Annotated in this window: 15 protein-coding genes; all 15 read left to right on the top strand. The window is 38.0% G+C overall.

Annotation, left to right across the window (positions count from 1 at the left end; translation table 11 throughout):
* Nucleotides 1-9 precede the first annotated feature (9 nt).
* The 15 genes from MHH90_RS05650 (at nucleotide 10) to MHH90_RS05580 (ending at nucleotide 18,239) form a co-directional block, all read left to right on the top strand.
* Complete coding sequence (locus MHH90_RS05650) at nucleotides 10-357, top strand: TrbC/VirB2 family protein (RefSeq protein WP_000791789.1); 348 nt, start codon at nucleotides 10-12, stop codon at nucleotides 355-357.
* A gap of 10 nt (nucleotides 358-367) precedes the next feature.
* A complete protein-coding gene (locus tag MHH90_RS05645) occupies nucleotides 368-1,441 on the top strand; it encodes a hypothetical protein (RefSeq protein ID WP_003045936.1) in 1,074 nt (357 codons plus the stop codon).
* Nucleotides 1,442-1,460: 19 nt separating this feature from the next.
* Nucleotides 1,461-2,243: an LPXTG cell wall anchor domain-containing protein gene (locus MHH90_RS05640; RefSeq protein WP_003045938.1), complete on the top strand. Its 783-nt coding sequence runs from the start codon at nucleotides 1,461-1,463 to the stop codon at nucleotides 2,241-2,243.
* Nucleotides 2,244-2,273: 30 nt separating this feature from the next.
* Nucleotides 2,274-6,545, top strand: coding sequence for an SspB-related isopeptide-forming adhesin (locus MHH90_RS05635; RefSeq protein WP_003045940.1), 4,272 nt, complete (start codon nucleotides 2,274-2,276; stop codon nucleotides 6,543-6,545).
* A 95-nt stretch (nucleotides 6,546-6,640) separates the two neighbouring features.
* Nucleotides 6,641-7,075, top strand: a complete 435-nt coding sequence (locus MHH90_RS05630) for a single-stranded DNA-binding protein (protein WP_003045942.1) — start codon at nucleotides 6,641-6,643, stop codon at nucleotides 7,073-7,075.
* Between the two features lie 103 nt (nucleotides 7,076-7,178).
* Nucleotides 7,179-8,324, top strand: coding sequence for a glycoside hydrolase family 3 protein (locus MHH90_RS05625; RefSeq protein ID WP_081587250.1), 1,146 nt, complete (start codon nucleotides 7,179-7,181; stop codon nucleotides 8,322-8,324).
* Between the two features lie 123 nt (nucleotides 8,325-8,447).
* Nucleotides 8,448-8,858: a hypothetical protein gene (locus MHH90_RS05620; protein WP_003045947.1), complete on the top strand. Its 411-nt coding sequence runs from the start codon at nucleotides 8,448-8,450 to the stop codon at nucleotides 8,856-8,858.
* 284 nt (nucleotides 8,859-9,142) lie between these two features.
* Nucleotides 9,143-9,400, top strand: coding sequence for a hypothetical protein (locus tag MHH90_RS05615; protein ID WP_003045951.1), 258 nt, complete (start codon nucleotides 9,143-9,145; stop codon nucleotides 9,398-9,400).
* Nucleotides 9,393-12,542 carry a VirD4-like conjugal transfer protein, CD1115 family gene (locus MHH90_RS05610; protein WP_003045952.1) on the top strand — a complete coding sequence of 1,050 codons (3,150 nt, stop codon included), beginning with the start codon at nucleotides 9,393-9,395 and terminating at the stop codon, nucleotides 12,540-12,542. The genes MHH90_RS05615 and MHH90_RS05610 overlap by 8 nt, the downstream gene beginning before the upstream one ends.
* Nucleotides 12,543-12,641: 99 nt before the next feature.
* A complete protein-coding gene (locus MHH90_RS05605; RefSeq protein WP_003045954.1) occupies nucleotides 12,642-13,124 on the top strand; it encodes an LptM family lipoprotein in 483 nt (160 codons plus the stop codon).
* A 74-nt stretch (nucleotides 13,125-13,198) separates the two neighbouring features.
* Nucleotides 13,199-14,550 (top strand): IS3 family transposase gene (locus MHH90_RS05600; protein ID WP_340725767.1). Its coding sequence is split into 2 segments (ribosomal slippage): nucleotides 13,199-13,658 and nucleotides 13,658-14,550, totalling 1,353 coding nucleotides; the frame shifts between segments, so codons are not numbered across the junction.
* A gap of 131 nt (nucleotides 14,551-14,681) precedes the next feature.
* Nucleotides 14,682-16,859 (top strand): pLS20_p028 family conjugation system transmembrane protein, encoded by a 2,178-nt coding sequence (locus MHH90_RS05595; RefSeq protein WP_340725832.1) that lies wholly within the window; start codon nucleotides 14,682-14,684, stop codon nucleotides 16,857-16,859.
* Between the two features lie 5 nt (nucleotides 16,860-16,864).
* Nucleotides 16,865-17,149 carry a BRCT domain-containing protein gene (locus MHH90_RS05590; RefSeq protein ID WP_003045958.1) on the top strand — a complete coding sequence of 95 codons (285 nt, stop codon included), beginning with the start codon at nucleotides 16,865-16,867 and terminating at the stop codon, nucleotides 17,147-17,149.
* 140 nt (nucleotides 17,150-17,289) lie between these two features.
* Nucleotides 17,290-17,595 carry a hypothetical protein gene (locus MHH90_RS05585; RefSeq protein WP_003045960.1) on the top strand — a complete coding sequence of 102 codons (306 nt, stop codon included), beginning with the start codon at nucleotides 17,290-17,292 and terminating at the stop codon, nucleotides 17,593-17,595.
* Nucleotides 17,595-18,239 (top strand): hypothetical protein, encoded by a 645-nt coding sequence (locus MHH90_RS05580; RefSeq protein WP_003045963.1) that lies wholly within the window; start codon nucleotides 17,595-17,597, stop codon nucleotides 18,237-18,239. Before MHH90_RS05585 ends, MHH90_RS05580 begins: the two co-directional genes overlap by 1 nt.
* Nucleotides 18,240-18,248 lie beyond the last annotated feature (9 nt).

Below are 18,248 nucleotides of genomic sequence, written 5' to 3'. Positions count from 1 at the left end.
AGGTCTTCTATGAAGAACAAGTTAACAAATTTTATCAGTGAAGTGAGGACTAAAAGCAAAGGGTATTTGCTTAGTTTATCGCTCTTTTTATCAGGAGTCCTGACGAATACCGTCTATGCGGATGATCCTTTTGCCAAAACAGATGCACTAGCTCAACAAGGTATTTCTAAAGTTCAAGGAATTGGTATTGTAACTTTGGGATTAGCCGTTGTTGTCACTGGTTTAATCTACGGTTTCGGTGGTCGTGAAGTTAAAGCTGCAATCAAAAAACACTGGGTAGCAATCGCAGTGGCAATTATTGCTGTTTCTGCTGGTCCAAGTATTGTTGAATGGGGCTTTAACTTTGTGAAAGGTTAAGGTGGTTGCTATGGCATTTATCCCTTTTAAGAAAAGCAATAAATGCTTAGTAACAGATGATCTATTTCTTGAGGTAACTTGGGAAGAAGGGAAATCTCCAGAAGATGATAGTGAGTTGCTTGGCATTATTGAAGGGCTGGATCAACAGTACCTGGACTTTGATCATACAATTGAAGAATCATTGCCTTATGTGACCTTTTATCAAGCAGAATTGCTATTTCAAGCGCTAAAAGATGCTTATGGGCACATGGAATTGAAAAAAGTGGCTATCTGTCATTTGGAGGGTAAAGAGGCTATCTCAGAAGGAGAAGTCTTTGCCAGTCCATTTATCATTGATCAACGGTATCAGAATTTACTCTTACCGCTGATTCAATCTATTATGACAGGTTCAGATTTCCAAAACTATACTTATCAAGAAAAGCGTGAGTATTTTGTTAATCAAATTTACCCAGCTTATAAAGCAAGTTTAGGAATTCAGGAATCAGCCTTACCCCTTTTCCCAGAAGAAGGAGAGCAAGTGTTGGCTCCCTTTACTCAACATCAACAAGTACCTAATATTAATGTTGGTGCTACTCCAAAAGCAGTAGTAAATGTTGCTGATCAGAAATCTCTGAAAAAGGTTTACTTGCTGATGGGGCTTTTAGCAACTTTAGCTATTGGAGGAATCGTTTCATCTGTTATTGCATATACGCAACTAACTAAGCAAAATGAGCAAGTTACTTATCTTTATCAAGAACTGAAGAATACTCAGAATGTCATTAATGAAGAACATCAGATTGATGTGTTCAGTCGTTATTTCTTACCAAATTATTATTCTGGTAAGAAAGAAAATCTTGAGGAATTTCTTTCTGATGGAGATGCCAAATATACTGTTCCCAAAGAAGGAACTTTACAGTCAGTTATTCTTGAACAACTGACCTATGAACCAGAAACTAAAGAATATCAGCCGACTTACGTTCTATCAGTTAAAGAAGGTGATAAAGCTAGAAGTATTCGTTTAAGTTTTACTGCTAAAAAATCTGATTCTGCAAAATATGGTTTTGTTGTGACAACTGAACCTAAAGAAGCAGACTATATCAAATAAAGAAAAGGAATAAAAAAACATGAAAAAGAAACAATTATTATCAGCACTTGCCTTATCAACACTTGCGTTAGCTCAAGCTGGATTTGTATCAGCTGATGAAGTAACACCAGTTGATCCATCAGCGCCTTCAACGGAAGTTGTAACTCCGGTAGAACCTTCTACTCCAGCAGTTACAACAGATACAACTGTGCCAGTAGATGTTACAACAACAGAACAAACAACACCAGTTGATCCCACAACTCCATCAACTGAAGTGACTCCACCTTCAGATGAACAAGGTAAAGATAATGCAGGCGATAACGTAGATGTTCCAGAACCAGCGCCTCAAGGAAAGGATAGCGCAGGTGATAACTTGGAAGTTACTGATCCAAGTCAAGGAGAACAACCAGCTCCTTCAGGTGAACAAGGTAAGGACAATGCAGGAGAGAACCTAGATGTGCCATCAGAACAACCAAAGACAACAGAGCAAGCCAACCAACAAGGAGTTTCTCAAGTAGGAACTGTTTCAACTTCCACTGGTCAGGTCGTGCAAAATGTTACGCCTGATGCCCCAGTACAAACTAACACAGGTGCCTCAATTGTTAGCACACAAAATGGTCAAGTTGTTCTTAGTGATGGCTCTACTGTTGCCCCTGAAGCGATTGGAGCAGTGACTAATACTGATAAAACAATCACCGTAACTAAAGCAGATGGTACGAAAGCGACACTTCCTGAAACAGGTGAAGCAGCAAGCTTCTTAGCGGTCGTTGGTACTGGTTTGCTGGGCTTGGTAGGATTTCTTTTCAAAAAGAAATTAGTTTAATAAATTAAAACGGAAATAGGAGAAAATAAAATGACAACAAACAATACTAAAGGACATGGTTACTTCCGTAAGAAAAAATGGGCAAAAGGTCTTGTATCAGGAATTGCTCTAGCAGGAGCAGTAGCCTTCTCATCAGGTGCAGTTTTAGCTGATGAAGTGACTTCGCCAGTGACTGAATCTGAAGCAACAACAGTTGTTACACAACCAGAAAGCACTAATGATAATAATGCTTATGCAGCACAAGCAAACACGTCAACTGGAACTCAACCAGTAGCTATTGATAATAGCACTGTTGAAGCAGCTGTAGAAACTGCTACAGAAACAGGAGTAGCGGTCACAAAAGAAGCAACCGTTGATCAAGGTACAGATACAAATAGCACTGATTTGGACGCTTCTAAGGCTGATATTAAGTCAGATCAAGAAAAGCAAGTTAAAGAGATTAAAGTAGCTACACAAACACAAGCTGACAATAATGCGGCATATAGTGAAGCACAAGGTGCTATCGATGCAAATAATGATTTTGTAGAAGATGCAAAAGGTAAGCATGAAAAAGACACTACGGTAACTGTTACAACAGATGGTTCAACAGCCACAGATGGTTCAGCTGCCAAAAATAAACAGGCTACTGAAGTGGCTAAGAAAACCTTAAAAGGTAACCAAGAAAGTGTTAAAACTTACGAATTAAACAAAGCCACTTATGATGCGACAGTTGCAGAAGCTAAAACATTAAATCAAGCAGTAGAATCAGCTGCTAATGCTCTTAAAGATAAAGGTGTTACAGTAACTACAACTGAAAAAGTTGTTACTTCGGTTGCAGAAGTAGAAACACTACGTAAACAAAATGAAGCAGCGATTGCTTCAGCTGAAAAACAAATTACCCTAAACACTGCCATCTTAGCAGCACATGACAAAACTAAAAAAGCCAGTGATGCTACAAATGCGGATGCTGATAGCAAAGTTACAGATCTTAAAGAAAAAGGTGTTACAGTAAATGTAACTACAACAGTAGTTTCTTCAGCTGAAGAGGCTGAAACACTACGTAAACAAAATGAAGCAGCAGCAACTTCAGCAGGTAACCAGGTAGCTTCAAACAACGCCGTCTTAGCAGCGCATGACAAAACTAAAAAAGCCAGTGATGCTACAAATGCGGATGCCGATACTAAGGCTAAAGAACTTCAAGGTAAAGGCGTTAGTGTAACAACTGCTGAAAAAGAAGTCTCTTCAGCAGAAGAAGCTGAATCTATCCGTAAGCAAAATGCAGATGCCGTTGCTTTAGCAGAAAAGCAAGTCACTTCAGATAATGCTATTTTAGAAGCGTATAATAAAACTAAAAAAGCTAGTGATACCACAAATGCGGATGCCGAAGCTAAAGTTAATGAGCTTAAAGGTGCTGGGGTTGTCGTAACGACTTCATCAAAAGAAGTTTCTTCAGCAGAAGAAGCAGAAAAAATTACTTCTCAAAATAAATCTGCTTATGATCAAGCAAAACAGAAACAAGCAGATTGGCAGAAAAAATATGATGAACTACAATCTAAAACAGGCACAGAAGGCTATACAAAACAAGTTGTTCTTCAAGCACTAGATTTATCAGCATCAAACCCACAGGCAACACATGGCTCTTCTGCTGCTGGTTCTCAAATTGTAGGTACTCGTGATATTGGCTCTACAACAGGAAGTTCTGGATATGGACGTATTCTTGACTCAACTGGAGTTTTCAAGTATGCGAATGTTGACAAAGGTTGGACAACAGAAATTGATTACACTAATCTTAAAGGTTTAACTGTTACGACAACTGATGGTCAAAAGCATGATATTTCACGTATCCACCGTACTTTCCAACTGGTAAATACTGGAGCTACAGGCTTAAATGATGTTTATATTCCAAACGATCCAACGGAAGGTTTCATTGTAGCACGTAACAATGGTACAGGCAGTTATTCAGATTATATGAATTTCCTTGTTACAGATTCTTATTACTACACTGTAAATGGAAAAGAAGTTGTGTACTCAGCCTCACAAGACACACCTATTACTTTAACTTATTCATCACTTAATAATAACCCAATTGGTCGTGAGGGGGCACGTGCAACAGGTGATGGAAGTTCAATGGTTGAAATTAACGGTTCAACGGTTAGCGTTCATGGTGACCAATTTGCATATTCTGACAACTATAACCGTCAAGAAGAAACAGGACTTAACTGGGACACAACAGATTCCGCTTACCAATACAAAGGAGCTGCGATTGGTGTCTTCACTCAAGGTTCAAGCTTTACGACTGAATTTGTGCAATGGGATGGGCCAGCTGATCCAGCAGGTCAAACTTACTGGTTTGCGATTAATACTCGTGTGGTAGCACCAGTTGTTGAAACACCAACAAGTGCTCGATTGACCAAAACTACGGTCAAACCAACTGAAGTTAAACCAATTAGTGCTTCACTAATTAAAACAACAGTTAAACCTTCTGAGGTTAAACCAGTTAACGTTTCCATTGTTAAGACAACGGTTGACCCTGTTTCCCCTGATCCAGTTTCAGCTGAATTGGTTAAAGCTAAAAATCCTGAGAAACCGACTCTTGAATTAACCAAACTAGCTGATACTAAAAATCAACAAGTATCCGTTGCTTATCATGATTACAAATTGTCCTATAAACCGACGGTGACTAAGACTGTTACGGACACTGATAAGAAAAATACAGATGGTGCAACAGTTGCTAAAAATACTCCGCAAGTTTATACTCTAGACCACGATAATATCTATGCTAATATCAAAGTTGGAGATACTATCACTATTGTGGATCCTTTGGAAGCAGGTGCTACACCAGTTGTTGCTGAAAATGAAGCTGATGCTCAGGCAAAAGGTTGGACAGTCAACTACGATGAAATTCAAGAAACTTACACTTACACAGCTGTTTACCAAGGTAAAAAACTTGAGGCACCAACGATTAAATGGGTTCCTATCTACGATAAAGCATTCTATGATAACACTTATAAAGTGTTCAAGAATGATTATGAGGCCTTTTCAAATACAGTAACGACTTATACCCCACCAACTCCAGATCCAGTTAAATCAATTACTGATAACTCTGGTGCAGACATTAATGGTGCGAAAACATTTGACCGTAACGTTAACTTCCATTTGACTACAGACTACAGCCCATACACGAAAGTAACAGCCTCAACTCTTGCGATTGCTAAGGGCTTTGCGATTATGGATGATGTTCAAGATGGTGCCTTTACTGTAAATGAAGATGGTATTACTGCAACAGCTACAGATGGTACAGATGTTAAAGACTTATTTACCATGTATCATGTTCTTTCAGATGAAGCTCGTACAGAAGCTATCCAAGCTATCTTGGACAATGCTAATCTTTCTCCAGTTGGAGAGTTCTATCTCTGGGTAGCTAAAGATCCAGCTAGCTTCTACGCAAACTATGTTAAACAAGCTAAGAACGTCACAATTGATCTTCCAGCACGTTTACTTGTTCCAGAAGGAGAAGTAGTTGAAAATGACTTCTACCAAATTGATTTTGGAAACAGCTATCAGTCTAATCTTGTTACTGTTGAAGTACCAGATGTGACCCCAGAAAAACACGCTTTGGATCAAAAAGATGATAACATTATCTTAGATGATCAAACGGTTCAAATTGGTGAGTACATTCGTTATCTTCTTGATGGTGTAACTGTTCCAGTGAAACATGATACGTTGTGGCAATATGATGGTAAAGATAAGCTTGACATTGCACATGACCGCTATACTGGTAATTGGAAAGGTATTATCAAAGGAACTGAATATACAGCTAAAGAAGACCTCGTACTAACCTATGATGTAACGCTTGAAGATGGGACACTTGTTAAAGCTGGTGATACTATCAAATCTGGTTCTAAGTATGCCTTTACCTTTGAATTTGACCAAGATACTAATAACGATTTTATCAAGAAGATTGTAACAGTAACTTGGGACGATAAAAAAGGTGAATGGGCATACAGCATTGATGAGGAATTTCTCCGTTCACTTGGTGTAGAGGGAACCTTCGATGCAGACTTCTACCTAGAAGTAGAACGTATTGCAGCAGGTGACGTTGAAAATACTTTTGTAAATATTGTGAATGGCAAAGAGATGACTGCAAAAGTCACAACTCACACTCCAGAGCCACCAAAACCAACTCCACCAGCTCCAAATACACCAGTTAAACAAGCTAGTCTTCCTTCAACTGGTGAAGCAAGTAGCATTCTTACAGTATTAGGTGGATTCCTGCTTTCTGGATTAAGTTTGGCAGGCGTTCGTAAACGTAAAGAAAACTAATTCAGGTAACTGAAAAGCTCGTATATAACAAAAATTGGTCACAAGAAGAATACGTTATACACTTGTGGCCTTTTATTATCAAGGAGGTTAATAACATGCAAGCATTTATTGCACAAGGGCGAGTGTCAGATATTCCATCTGATGCAGTTGGTAGAACAGCTAATGGGCATGTCAGCTTTAAGTTTGATTTTGCCTGTGATTCTAGCTTAAAGGGGAATGATGGAAAACCGTTGACGAGTTTCTTCCACGTGCAAGTTTATGGTAAACAGGCTGAAGTTATGGCACAAAGCTTATCAAAAGGTTCTCCAATTTTAGTTAACGGAGAAATTGTTCAGCGTCCTTATACGACTGAACAAGGACAACGTCGCAGCTATCAATACATTGCTCCAAATCAGCAGAATGGCATTACTTTCTTAGAAGGTAAAGAAGCGGCTCAAAGACGTAAGCAAGGAAACTTTAATACTTCTCAGGTAGCACCTCAACCAACGTCGGCTTATCCAGAACCAATGGATGCAGATGAACCCTTTTAAATAACGGTAAAGCATTCAAGGACTCACCTTGAGTGCTTTATTTTTTGTAAGTGTGTTTTTGTGGCCAGATACATGATATAATGGATTTGTTATGAGAAGAAGATTGAAACCTATTGTTGTTTATGTATTCTTCCTGTTTATAATAGGTGGACTGATATTTGCGAACCATCAGAATAAAGTAACATCAGAAAGACGAACAGAAAAGAATGTGATAACAACTAAAAACAATAAAGAAAATCAAAAAACTAAGGTCGTTCAGAATTTATTAGCAGCTATGACTTTAGAAGAAAAAATAGGTCAGCTATTTTGGGCAAGAGTACCTTATGGCAACCAAATAGAGGATATTCAGACCTATCACTTAGGGGGGTACATTTTATTTGGTAAGGATTTTGAGGGGCAATCACTGGAAGGTATTAAGGCGCTAACGGATAGTTACCAGTCAGCTGCTGAAATTCCACTGTTAATTGGATCTGATGAAGAAGGGGGAACAGTAACACGTATCAGTTCTATCCTAAACGCTCCTTTCCAGTCGCCAATGTCTCTGTATCAAAGTGGAGGGCTTGAGGCTGTTGTTGCTGACACTAAAACGAAAGCAGAGACACTAAAATCAGTTGGAATCAATGCTGGTTTATTCCCAGTTGCGGATGTAGCAACGGATTCATCAGCTTTTATTTATAACCGGACAATTGGAGAAGACGCCAAAACAACCGCTAAGTATGTCAAATCTGTTGTTCAAGAACTTGATAAAAATCAGGTTGGTTCCACCCTAAAGCACTTCCCAGGTTACGGAAATAATGGGGATAGCCATACAGCCATCATTCGAGATGACCGTTCTTTGGAGGCATTGCGCCAATCGGACTTCTTACCGTTTGAAGCTGGGATTTCTGCTGGCGCAGATAGTGTTCTAGTTTCACATAATATCTTATCTAAGCTTGATAATGTACCATCTTCAATCTCACCTAAAATCAATAAGATCCTGCGAAAAGAATTAGGCTTCAATGGTGTTATCATGACAGATGATCTGGATATGGCAGGATTAGCTAACTTTGTTAATCAGGATGAAGCAGCTCATCAGGTGATTTCAGCTGGAAATGATTTGATCCTAGGTTCTTCTTACCATACGCAAATTCCATACCTACTAGAGAAAGTTTCCTCAGGTGAGTTATCTGAAGAACGGATTGATGAATCTGTTAAACGAATCCTATCATGGAAATATGAATTGGGATTGTTATCAACTCTAGAGAAATAAAGAGAATATTTGGCAATATTATGTCACTATTAAAAAAAGTCAAAAAAGAATTGTAGTTTTACTGAAATACTGGGACAGTATGATATAATTATAATAAATACATAATATACAAAGAGGTGAAATATGGCAGATCAAACAATCATTAATTCAACTGTAGATGCTCTTAGAAGTGAAATTTTCGCCATTATCCAAGCTAATCATGAGTCCATTTTAACAACACTGAATGAGCTGAGTGTGCGTGATATTCAATATCCATTTGTGGAATCGAAGACTTTAGGTAGTGGCAATCAATTTATTTCAATGAATTTAACATTTGATGGTGGATATCATATTGGTATTTCTAAATTTCACTTATTTGTTGGACAAGTACTTAATGATTTAAGATTGGAGCGCTCTAACGATTCTGGAGAGCATTTAGAGATAACTAACGATAGTAATCAAGCAGTTCAACATTTAGGTGATTTTTTGTATGATTTAAAACAAATTGATTTTAATGCTATTTTGAATAGCTGGAAAGAACGTTATATCCGATAACATGATTTAATAGACAAAAATAGCACGTGAGATTAGTTCACGTGCTATTTTTGGTTAGAGCTTTATGCCTATTTAAGTATATCATAAGGCTTGCTAATATACTAATTTTAAGACGTTTTCAACTTGTTTTGTGGGTATTTCTTTATGAAATGCTCTTAGAATGAGAGCTAAAAAGTTATATAACTTTTTATACAACTTCCTAATTTGTCCGCTTAACGCAGAAAAAGCAATTATCCCTTAGACTAATAGTGTATTCAAAATTACATCAGAAAGGATAATTGTTTATGGAAAGAAAACAAACAGATGATCAATCAGATGAATTGATGGCTGAGTCTCTTCAGGTGGAAAACTATCTGAAACAGGGGAGAGGTTGTCATCGCTATACCGTTCAATTAGGAATTGAGCAGGGGATAAATTCCTATCTGGAAAGATACCAGCTTGCATCACCTCAATTAAAATTTAAAATATTCCTCTTTTCAAGTTTCTACGGTGAGAAAATCAAGCGTTTCTTAGAAGAAATCAGAGGTGAACGGTATGTATAGTTGGATAGAGGCCATTTATTACACGCTTATTCAATTAGCCAAAGTCAATAGGTTCAATGCTCTCCTCCTAGTTAGTTTTGTAGGCTATCTGGGTTATCAGGGAATAAAAGTTGTGAGAGAACCACTTAGAAATCTTTTCCGGTTGATAAGAGGCTTGATAGATGATAGAGAACTTTTCAGGGAACGTTTCATAAATAGGAGTGCAGAATTAGCTCATATCTTGAAGAATCGTCATGAAATTGACTGGAAGTCAGCTGGTAAAGTTAAGAGTAAACAGTTCTGGAATCTTATGAAGCGACTTATGACAGTTGTTCCTTCATTTTTATTCTTGCTGATTGGTAACCTTCTCTTCCGTCTTATCTATAAATTGCCCTTTGTGAAGCAAGACAGAAAGCGATTTGACAAGGAAATGAAGCCTCTGCTCTACTTCAAAAACTACCGTAGTTTTGTATTCATGGGTTTGGGCTTCAGTTTTATTGCTTTAATTTTGACGAACTATTTGGTAACTGTTTTAAGGGCAGCTATCCGCTTCCTTTATTTCTCACTCATAACGTTGAGGGATAGCAGTCAAGTTGTCGTCTTTAATGTTGATAGCTTACTGATTCAGAATTTATTTAATGCTAGAGTATTTCTGGTAGCACCGATTCTAGCAGTACCAATTTTTATCATTGGTTTAATCATTGCCTGGCGTTCAGCTTGGGTCAATTTTGAACAATATCGTGACTATAACCATAATGAGGAAGGTGATGACCGCTTTGCGACAGTCAAGGAAATTCACCAACAGTATAAGAAAGTTCCCAATAAAACAGAAACTTATCCAGGTGAAGGTGGTGTACCAGTCCTACATGAGACGAGAACGAATCTTACAGGTTTAACATTAGGTTCTCAAATGCTTTGGCAAAACCGCACTTTTAGCCGATATCTGACGAATGCTGAAAGAGTCTTAGGGATTTATGCGAAAGCTTCAGGTGATTATTACATCGATGACAGCACCACTAATATGCTTGGTATTGGTATGACACGTTCTGGTAAAGGCGAAGGGCATATTACAACGACTATTGATATCAATAGTCGTGCAGAAATTCAACCGTCGATGGTTCTTGCCGATCCAAAAGGGGAACACTATCAGTCATCATATAAAACCATGCGCCGACGTGGCTATGATGTTAATGTCCTATCTTTCCAGAATATGGATTGGTCTATGTCTTATAACCCTCTAGCTCTTGCAATAGCAGCGGCCAAGAAAGGTTACTATGAAATGACACAGACAAGGGTTAATGCGGTTGCTGAAGCAATTTATCGTAAAACGAAACCAGGTGTTGGCAACGGAAATGCCAAATATTGGGAAGATACCTCTATTTCGCTCTTTAATGCGATTGCTATGGCTCTCATTGACCGAGCTAATGAAACATTCAAGAATGGAGAAAAGGATGCCTGGGACACGGTTACAGTTCGAAATATCGCCAAATTCTTAACCGATTTGGGTTCTGAAGAAGTCTTTGTTAATGACTTTGGAGAAATCGTTGAGAATCCAGATCGAGAGCAACAAGTTAAGAAGAAATCTAAAATCACGGTTTACTTTGATAACTTGCGTAAAATCAATCAGGAACAGTTTTCTAAGTTTAGAGATATGGCAGACCTTAACTTTAGGTCGTCTGACTTTGCTTCAGAAGAAACAAAAGGAAACGTATTCTCTAGTATGATGTCTGGTATTAATCTGTTCTTGCAAGATAACATTGCTAAACTCACGTCTAAAAATTCTATTGACCTAGAATCAGTTGGCTTCCCACGTCGCTTATCGGTTAAGTTTCGTTCAAGTTCTAATGTAGCTATGCGTAACGAATACGCTCATAAGACTGCTAAGGTAACAATTACCAGTCAATCGGCTTGGGGTAAAACAACTAGACAAGTTATTCACGTAGATGCTGCAACGGCTTTGATAGATGGTGAAGGTTATCTTACCTATGTGATTGAACCAAAACTTCCTGATCGGTTCATAGTAACGATAGATTTCAACCATGAAAATAATGGTGATTCAGCTATCCGTAACAAGACCTTCCAATTCTCAGCTGAGAAAGTCTATAAGAAGCGTGGTAAAATCATTGCGCTGGATGAATACACTAGGAAACCTATTTTGGATTATATCAAAGTTACTGTTCTCAATGAACAAGATGATAACCTTCTCCAAGAAGAAGATATTGATTTGATTTATTCAGACAATCCTAAAGTTATTTACCTGGTAACACCACCAAACCGTACTGAATATAATAGTATTGTGTCGCTGTTCTTGGATCAGCTGTTTAATGCCAATTATGAGTTAGCTCTGTCAAATGGCCGTAAGTGCGTTAACAGGATTCTTCATATCCTGGATGAGTTCACAAACATACCAGCAGTTCCTCATATGGATACTAAGATTTCTATTGGGCTTGGTCAAAACATTTTATACTATCTCTGGATTCAAAATCTGGAGCAATTGACCGATAAATATGGTGAAAATATCGCAGCAACTATTCAAGATAACTGTTCGCTTAAAATCTACGTTAAATCTACCTCTAATAAAACTAATGAACGCTTCAGTAAGGATTTAGGAACACGGACAATCACACGTCGCCGACGTTCTAGCAATATCTTAGATGAAGCTAACCCTAACGTGTCTATTGAAAATCCTAAGCAAGAATTGCTAACACCTACACAATTAGCCAAACTCCAGGAAGGAGAAGCGGTTATTCTACGTGGGGTTAAAGGTCGAGATAACGTTGGTCGTAAGGTAACGACAGATCCAATTTTCTTGCACGAGAAGACCAGCCTTCCTTACCGTTATATGTTCCTTCAAGATGAGTTTGATCACTCTATGACCTTGGCTGATATTCCAGTAAATAGTGAGCATAGAGAGCTTGATCTTCAAGATATAGCAGTAGGAGCACAAAGCACTTTTAATAAAATTATTGATTGGCGTACGGCACTAACTGATCGTATGAGAAGTAACGGAGAACCTCCTCAATTAGCTACAAGAAAGCAGCAACCAAAACCTTTATCTCAAGCTCAGTTCACCTCTCCAGATGAACTAACACATGCTATTATTGCAGATGTTTTTGATGAAGAAGAGGAAGACGATATCTTCTTTGTAGATGATGTAATATAATAAGATAGATAAAAAGTTATATAACAAATTATACAAATTGTTGTCTGAGAGCCATATTTCTGATATAATGAAATCAATTTAATCAAGGAGAAGGTTGTTATGAAAATGAAGAAATTTTTTAGTCTATTGATGTTAGGGCTTGCGCTTATTGTTCTAGCAGCCTGTGGTCAAAAGTCAGCTGAAGATATTATCAAAACAGAATTGAAAGATAGTTATACAGGGTATTCAGAACTTTCAGGATATGATAGCTTGATTTTCACTGGAGGGGGTCAAGAGCTTGAATTTGATAAGAAGAATCATAAATTGAAGTCTGGAGATGAAGAAGTTTATTATGAGGTTGTTGCTGAAGATAAATTACCAAAATCTATGAAGGGAATAATGGCATCTCATGAGGCAGAATTAAAAGATAAACACTATTTTATTATTAACGTCGGATACCATAAAGATGATATTTGGGGTAAAGTAGGAGATCAGTTGTATGGTGTTGTTCTAACAGAAGGTGGTAAATCAATCAATATATTTGAGTTTGAAACTGGATATACTAATGATGGTTATTTTAATTTCACAGGTGAAGCTAAATAAGCAAAAAAGTCTCGTTATTGACCTGCACCCCAAAAGTTAGACAGAAAAAAATCTAACGATTGGGGTGTTTTTGTATGAAATTAAGTTATGAAGATAAACTAGAAATATATCAGTTAAGACAGGCTGGTTTTTCTTGGCCTTATATTAGTCGAAAGTACGGTGTATGTCTATCCAATCTTAAGTACATGGTACGGCTTATGGAGAGACATGGTATTGAGGTTGTTAAAAAAGGGAAAAATAAGTATTATCCCTCTAAATTAAAGCAGGAAATCATTAATAAAGTTCTTATTGACGGTCAATCTCAGCTCACCGTATCACTGGATTATGCTCTTCCCCAACAATCCCTACTCACCAATTGGATAGCACAATACAAGAAAAACGGGTATACTATTGTTGAGAAACAACGAGGGAGACCGAGTAAGATGGGACGTAAACCAAAGAAAACTTGTAAAGAAATGACTGAGCTAGAACATATTCTGGAAGAGAATGAGCGTCTGCGTACCGAGGTAGCTTATCTAAAAAAGTTGAGGGAATTGCGCTTGAGGGACGAAGCCTTACAGCGCAAAAGGCGGAAACAGTTAGAGAACTGGTCTCAGGAGGATTTCGATTAGACCTCTTACTAAAAACCGCTAAGCTAGCTCGTTCTACTTATTATTATCAGTTGAAACGGTTTAATAGAGCTAAGAAAGATAAGAAGGTCAAAGAGATGATTCAAACCATTTACGTTGACCATAAAGGCAATTATGGATACCGTCGTATTCATTTAGAACTAAGAAACCGAGGATTTGTTATCAATCATAAGAAGGTTCAACGGTTAATGAAACTCATGGGACTCGCTGCTCGTACTCGTTGTAAGCGTAAATACTCGTCTTACAAGGGAGAGATTGGGAAGAAAGCTGATAATCTAATTCAACGTCAGTTTGAAGGGGCTAAGCCTTATGAGAAGTGTTATACGGATGTCACTGAATTCGCTTTACCAAATATTAGAGAGAAACTCTATTTATCCCCTGTTCTTGATGGATACAATAGTGAGATTATTGAATTCACCTTGTCACGCTCACCTGATTTAAAACAGGTTCAAACCATGCTTAAAAGAGCATTTCCGGCTACCTCTTACCAAGGAACTATTCTTCACAGCGACCAAGGGTGGCAATATCAACACCAGTCTTATCATGATTTCTTGGCATCCAAAGGGATTCGTCCATCTATGTCACGCAAGGGAAATAGTCCAGATAATGGCATGATGGAGTCCTTCTTTGGCATCTTAAAGTCTGAGATGTTTTACGGTTATGAAAAGACTTTTAAGTCGCTTGATAAGCTAGAACAAGCCATTACGGATTATATTTTTTATTACAACAATAAACGTATCAAGACAAAATTAAAAGGACTCAGTCCTGTGCAATACAGAATTAAATCCTTTCAATAATTTATTGTCCAACTTTTTGGGGTCAGTACATATGAGGCTTTTTTATATTTCCTATGAGTTGTCCGCTTAACGCAGGAATTTTCATTATCCCTTATGATGGAGGTATCTTATAAAGAAAGTAGGTACCTTATGTGAAATATGATACTTATTCCGATTTGGTCAACGCCTTGGAAACAGGCTTCCTAGATTTCAATGGTAAGACCAATGGGAATATCACAGGGGAGAATGCAGAAAAGATGGCTTCCTTTTATAAATATTGGAGCAACTATCTTGATTCCACCCCAGCTTTCCTCTCCTTTTTAGCCTATATACCAGGTGCCATTGCCAAAGCTCTATATTCCATTACAGCGAGTCTAGAACATGTCTTTAATAATATGTTTAAGCTTTTTGGTTTATTTGGATATTTAGGCGATAACAACACGGTTATAGGACAATTTTTCTTCTGGTTTCAGGTGATAGGAACAACACTATTTAGCTTGATTTTAGTTGTTTCTGCAATAGGTGGTGTTTTTACTAAGCCAGTCAAATACAAAGGGGTGATAACTAACTTCCTTCTAGTGACTATGGTTACGGCAGTGTTACCTTTAGCTTTAACATCTATTTCATCGGTAATTGCTCAAGATGCAATGAATATTCAAACCGTATCTAGTGAAGCACCTGATGGAACTGAACACTATTCATCTTTGGCGATTCAACCGATGAAGAATAATATAGTGGATCTTAAAGTATTGATTGATAATGATTTTTCAACCGAGCTTTTTCCGTTGGATGATTATGGGTATATCAAGCCACCTAAAGAAGGCTCAACGCCAGTCAATAATATTACAGATAGCACTGATAAGCGAGACACTACTGACTTTGCGACACGAATTGATTTTGGGGCAACTTATGGTGCTTCTAATTCTGGATTATTAGATCAAATGGAAAAGAAGCACACTGGTATAAAAGGTTTATTCCTACATAAATTAAACACGAATCAAGATGGAATAGAAACCATTACACAGCACCGTATTGTAGGTGAATTAAATGCCTTTGAACCAGTTTATATGCGATATAAGGTCAACTGGATAGGGATGTTCATGCAATACATTATCCTGATTGTCCTATTAATTTCTATGTCAATTAAGTTGGTTAAATCAGTCTTTGATATTGTGATTGAAGCTATGATTTCACCGCTTCAAGGGTACTCTTCCTTGTCTAATTCCAAGAAGTATAAAGAACTTCTACGAACAATAGGAGGTGCTCTTGCAGGTATCTTCTTTGAAGTGGTGATTATGCGTGTGACGCTGGAAATCCTACGTGACTTACCAACGTTATCAGTATCAGCTGTTACAAAATTATCAGGCGGTTTCTTTGACGGTCTTAATATGTGGGAACAATGTCTTGCGGCTTCACTTGTTTATATTGGTGTCTTCTTTGCTGCTATGCAAGGGGTATCAATGATTGAACGTTGGCTTGGCGTTTCTACTGGTCATAGTGATACAGCCCAACAACTGCTTGGAGCGATGATGATGGGTAATGCCTTTGCGACAGGTGCTGGAGCTATCGGTAACGGAGCTATGGCTATGGGAGGCTTTGGACTTGATATGGCTAAGAAAGCTCCTGGAGCAATGGTAGCAGGAAGTAAAGTTCTTGGAAATAGTCTGGCAACAACTGGTGGTGGAATTCGAGGTGCTTTCAATGCTGCTAAAGATCAAGGTGCTTTGAATGCAGTTAAAGGTGGCTTGAGTAACATGTATAGTGCTGCTGACCTTGCAGGTAAAGAGGCTGTCGGTAAAGCGAAAGACTTTGCAGGTGGTATAGCAGATAACTTAGGTCAAAAAGAGCAGGCTGCCCATGATGCTGTTTATAAAGGCATGAAAAATGATGCAGTTCCGCCACGTGCAGGATTTGATTCAACAATCAATCCAAATGCAGAATTTACCTTAAATCCTTCTGGACAATATGGAGGGGAAAGTTTATTATCAGATGAGCCTAGCCCATTTGAAAATACAGATAGTGGCCCAAGTGGTGGTGGTATTACAGATCCAACAGTGACACCAGCAGAACCGTCTGGCGAGGCCTTCGGTGGCATTAGTGATCCAACTCCACCAGCTAGAGACATTCCTCAATCTATTGAAAATAATCCACTTCCCAATGTTACCCATGAAGCACCCAAAAAAACTGAAGGCTCAACGGTTTCTAAACGTAACTTCCAACAATCAATGAACCAAATGCAGTACATGAACCAACAAATGCAACAAGCAGGTCAGCGTATGCAAGGACAATCTCATATAAGAGGTGCTGAAATTGATGAAAGTGAAGAGTAAGCTCTATGTGTGATGTTGCAGGTAAGGTTGTTGTGATTACAGGAAGTTTACGACCAATGAGCCGACAAGATGTGATTACCTTCCTGGAGAAAAAGGGAGCAATCGTTCAAGGATATGTCTCTGCTCAAACAAATATTCTTCTTGCAGGTCATAAACAACTAGATCTTTTTGAACCAGATAGACGGTCTAAAAAGTATGAAGCTGCAATATCCAGAATAGCAGAAGGGCAAGAAATCACAATTTTGTCAGAAGAATCATTCTTCAATATGGTTAAGAAGTCTCAATCTTGAGGCTTCTTTTTTGTGTAAAAAGTTATATAACTTTTTGTATAAAAACGGATCTTCAGTTTAAGATGATACCATTTGTCCGCTTAACGCAAGAATTTTCATTATCTCTTATGATGGAACTATACAAGAAAGGAGTTAGATAAATGGATGAAAAATACGGTGTTCCACGTGACATCTATGCCAAAGTAAAAATCATAGGACTATTCATGGCCGATATTGTTTTTGTAGGAGGCTCAGCGGTTGCTGCGGTTTCTATTGGAACCAAGATATTCCCAACGAGTCAATGGGCACAGTTACTTGCCTTTATTATTTTGACACCGCTTATGTGTCTCTATCTAGTTTTACCAGCCAATGGCGGAAAGAAAAATTGGCATAGCATGCTTCTCTTTTTCAGGAGACGACGGAAACGATACATTAGTTTGAATTATCAGAGAGGAGAGAAACGTTAATGGCTATTAAACAAAATCAAAAGCAGCCTGAAGTTAAACGACAATTAGGGCGTAAGCAGGAAAAAAAGCACAGTCAAGAATATTTTGACCTTCATTCATGTGTAGAATTGCTTGATGTAAAGTCAATTATTGATAATCGTCAAGCTTACATTCAATTAGTTGATTACGGTTATCTTCAGTTGATGGAAATACCAGGAAAAGACTTAGGATCACTTTCCTATAATGAAATTCGACGAACAATTGATAATTTTGAGAAATGGTTGACTGACTTTAACACTGATATTCAGATTGAAACAACAACCTTGCCAACTAATACAGATACTCAGATTATGGATCTTCGTCATCATTTGAGCCTCGTTCGGCAAGAAAAGGCAAAATTACTACCTAATTCACGTCGGTACTTACAGCTTCTTGATCGTGAGGCCTTACTGATCAATGAGATTCAAGTTGAAGAGAGTATTCAACAAGAAATCTACAATACAGAGTTTATTTTGTGGCTCTTTGCACCAACTACAACGGAGTTAGATGACCTAGTACGTAAGGCTAAGTCTTATGGGAATAATGATTTTGTTCCTCAAGAAATAACCAGGGTTAAGAAAGAACAAATTATCAAGCAATTCAATAACATGAACGAAAAAGTATAGGAGGATAAC

This window comes from Streptococcus sp. FSL E2-3488 (genome assembly GCF_038003585.1).
GTDB lineage: Bacteria > Bacillota > Bacilli > Lactobacillales > Streptococcaceae > Streptococcus > Streptococcus thermophilus.
The sequence above is the reverse complement of the archived record's forward strand: the minus strand, read 5'-3'. Positions and strand labels throughout refer to the sequence as shown.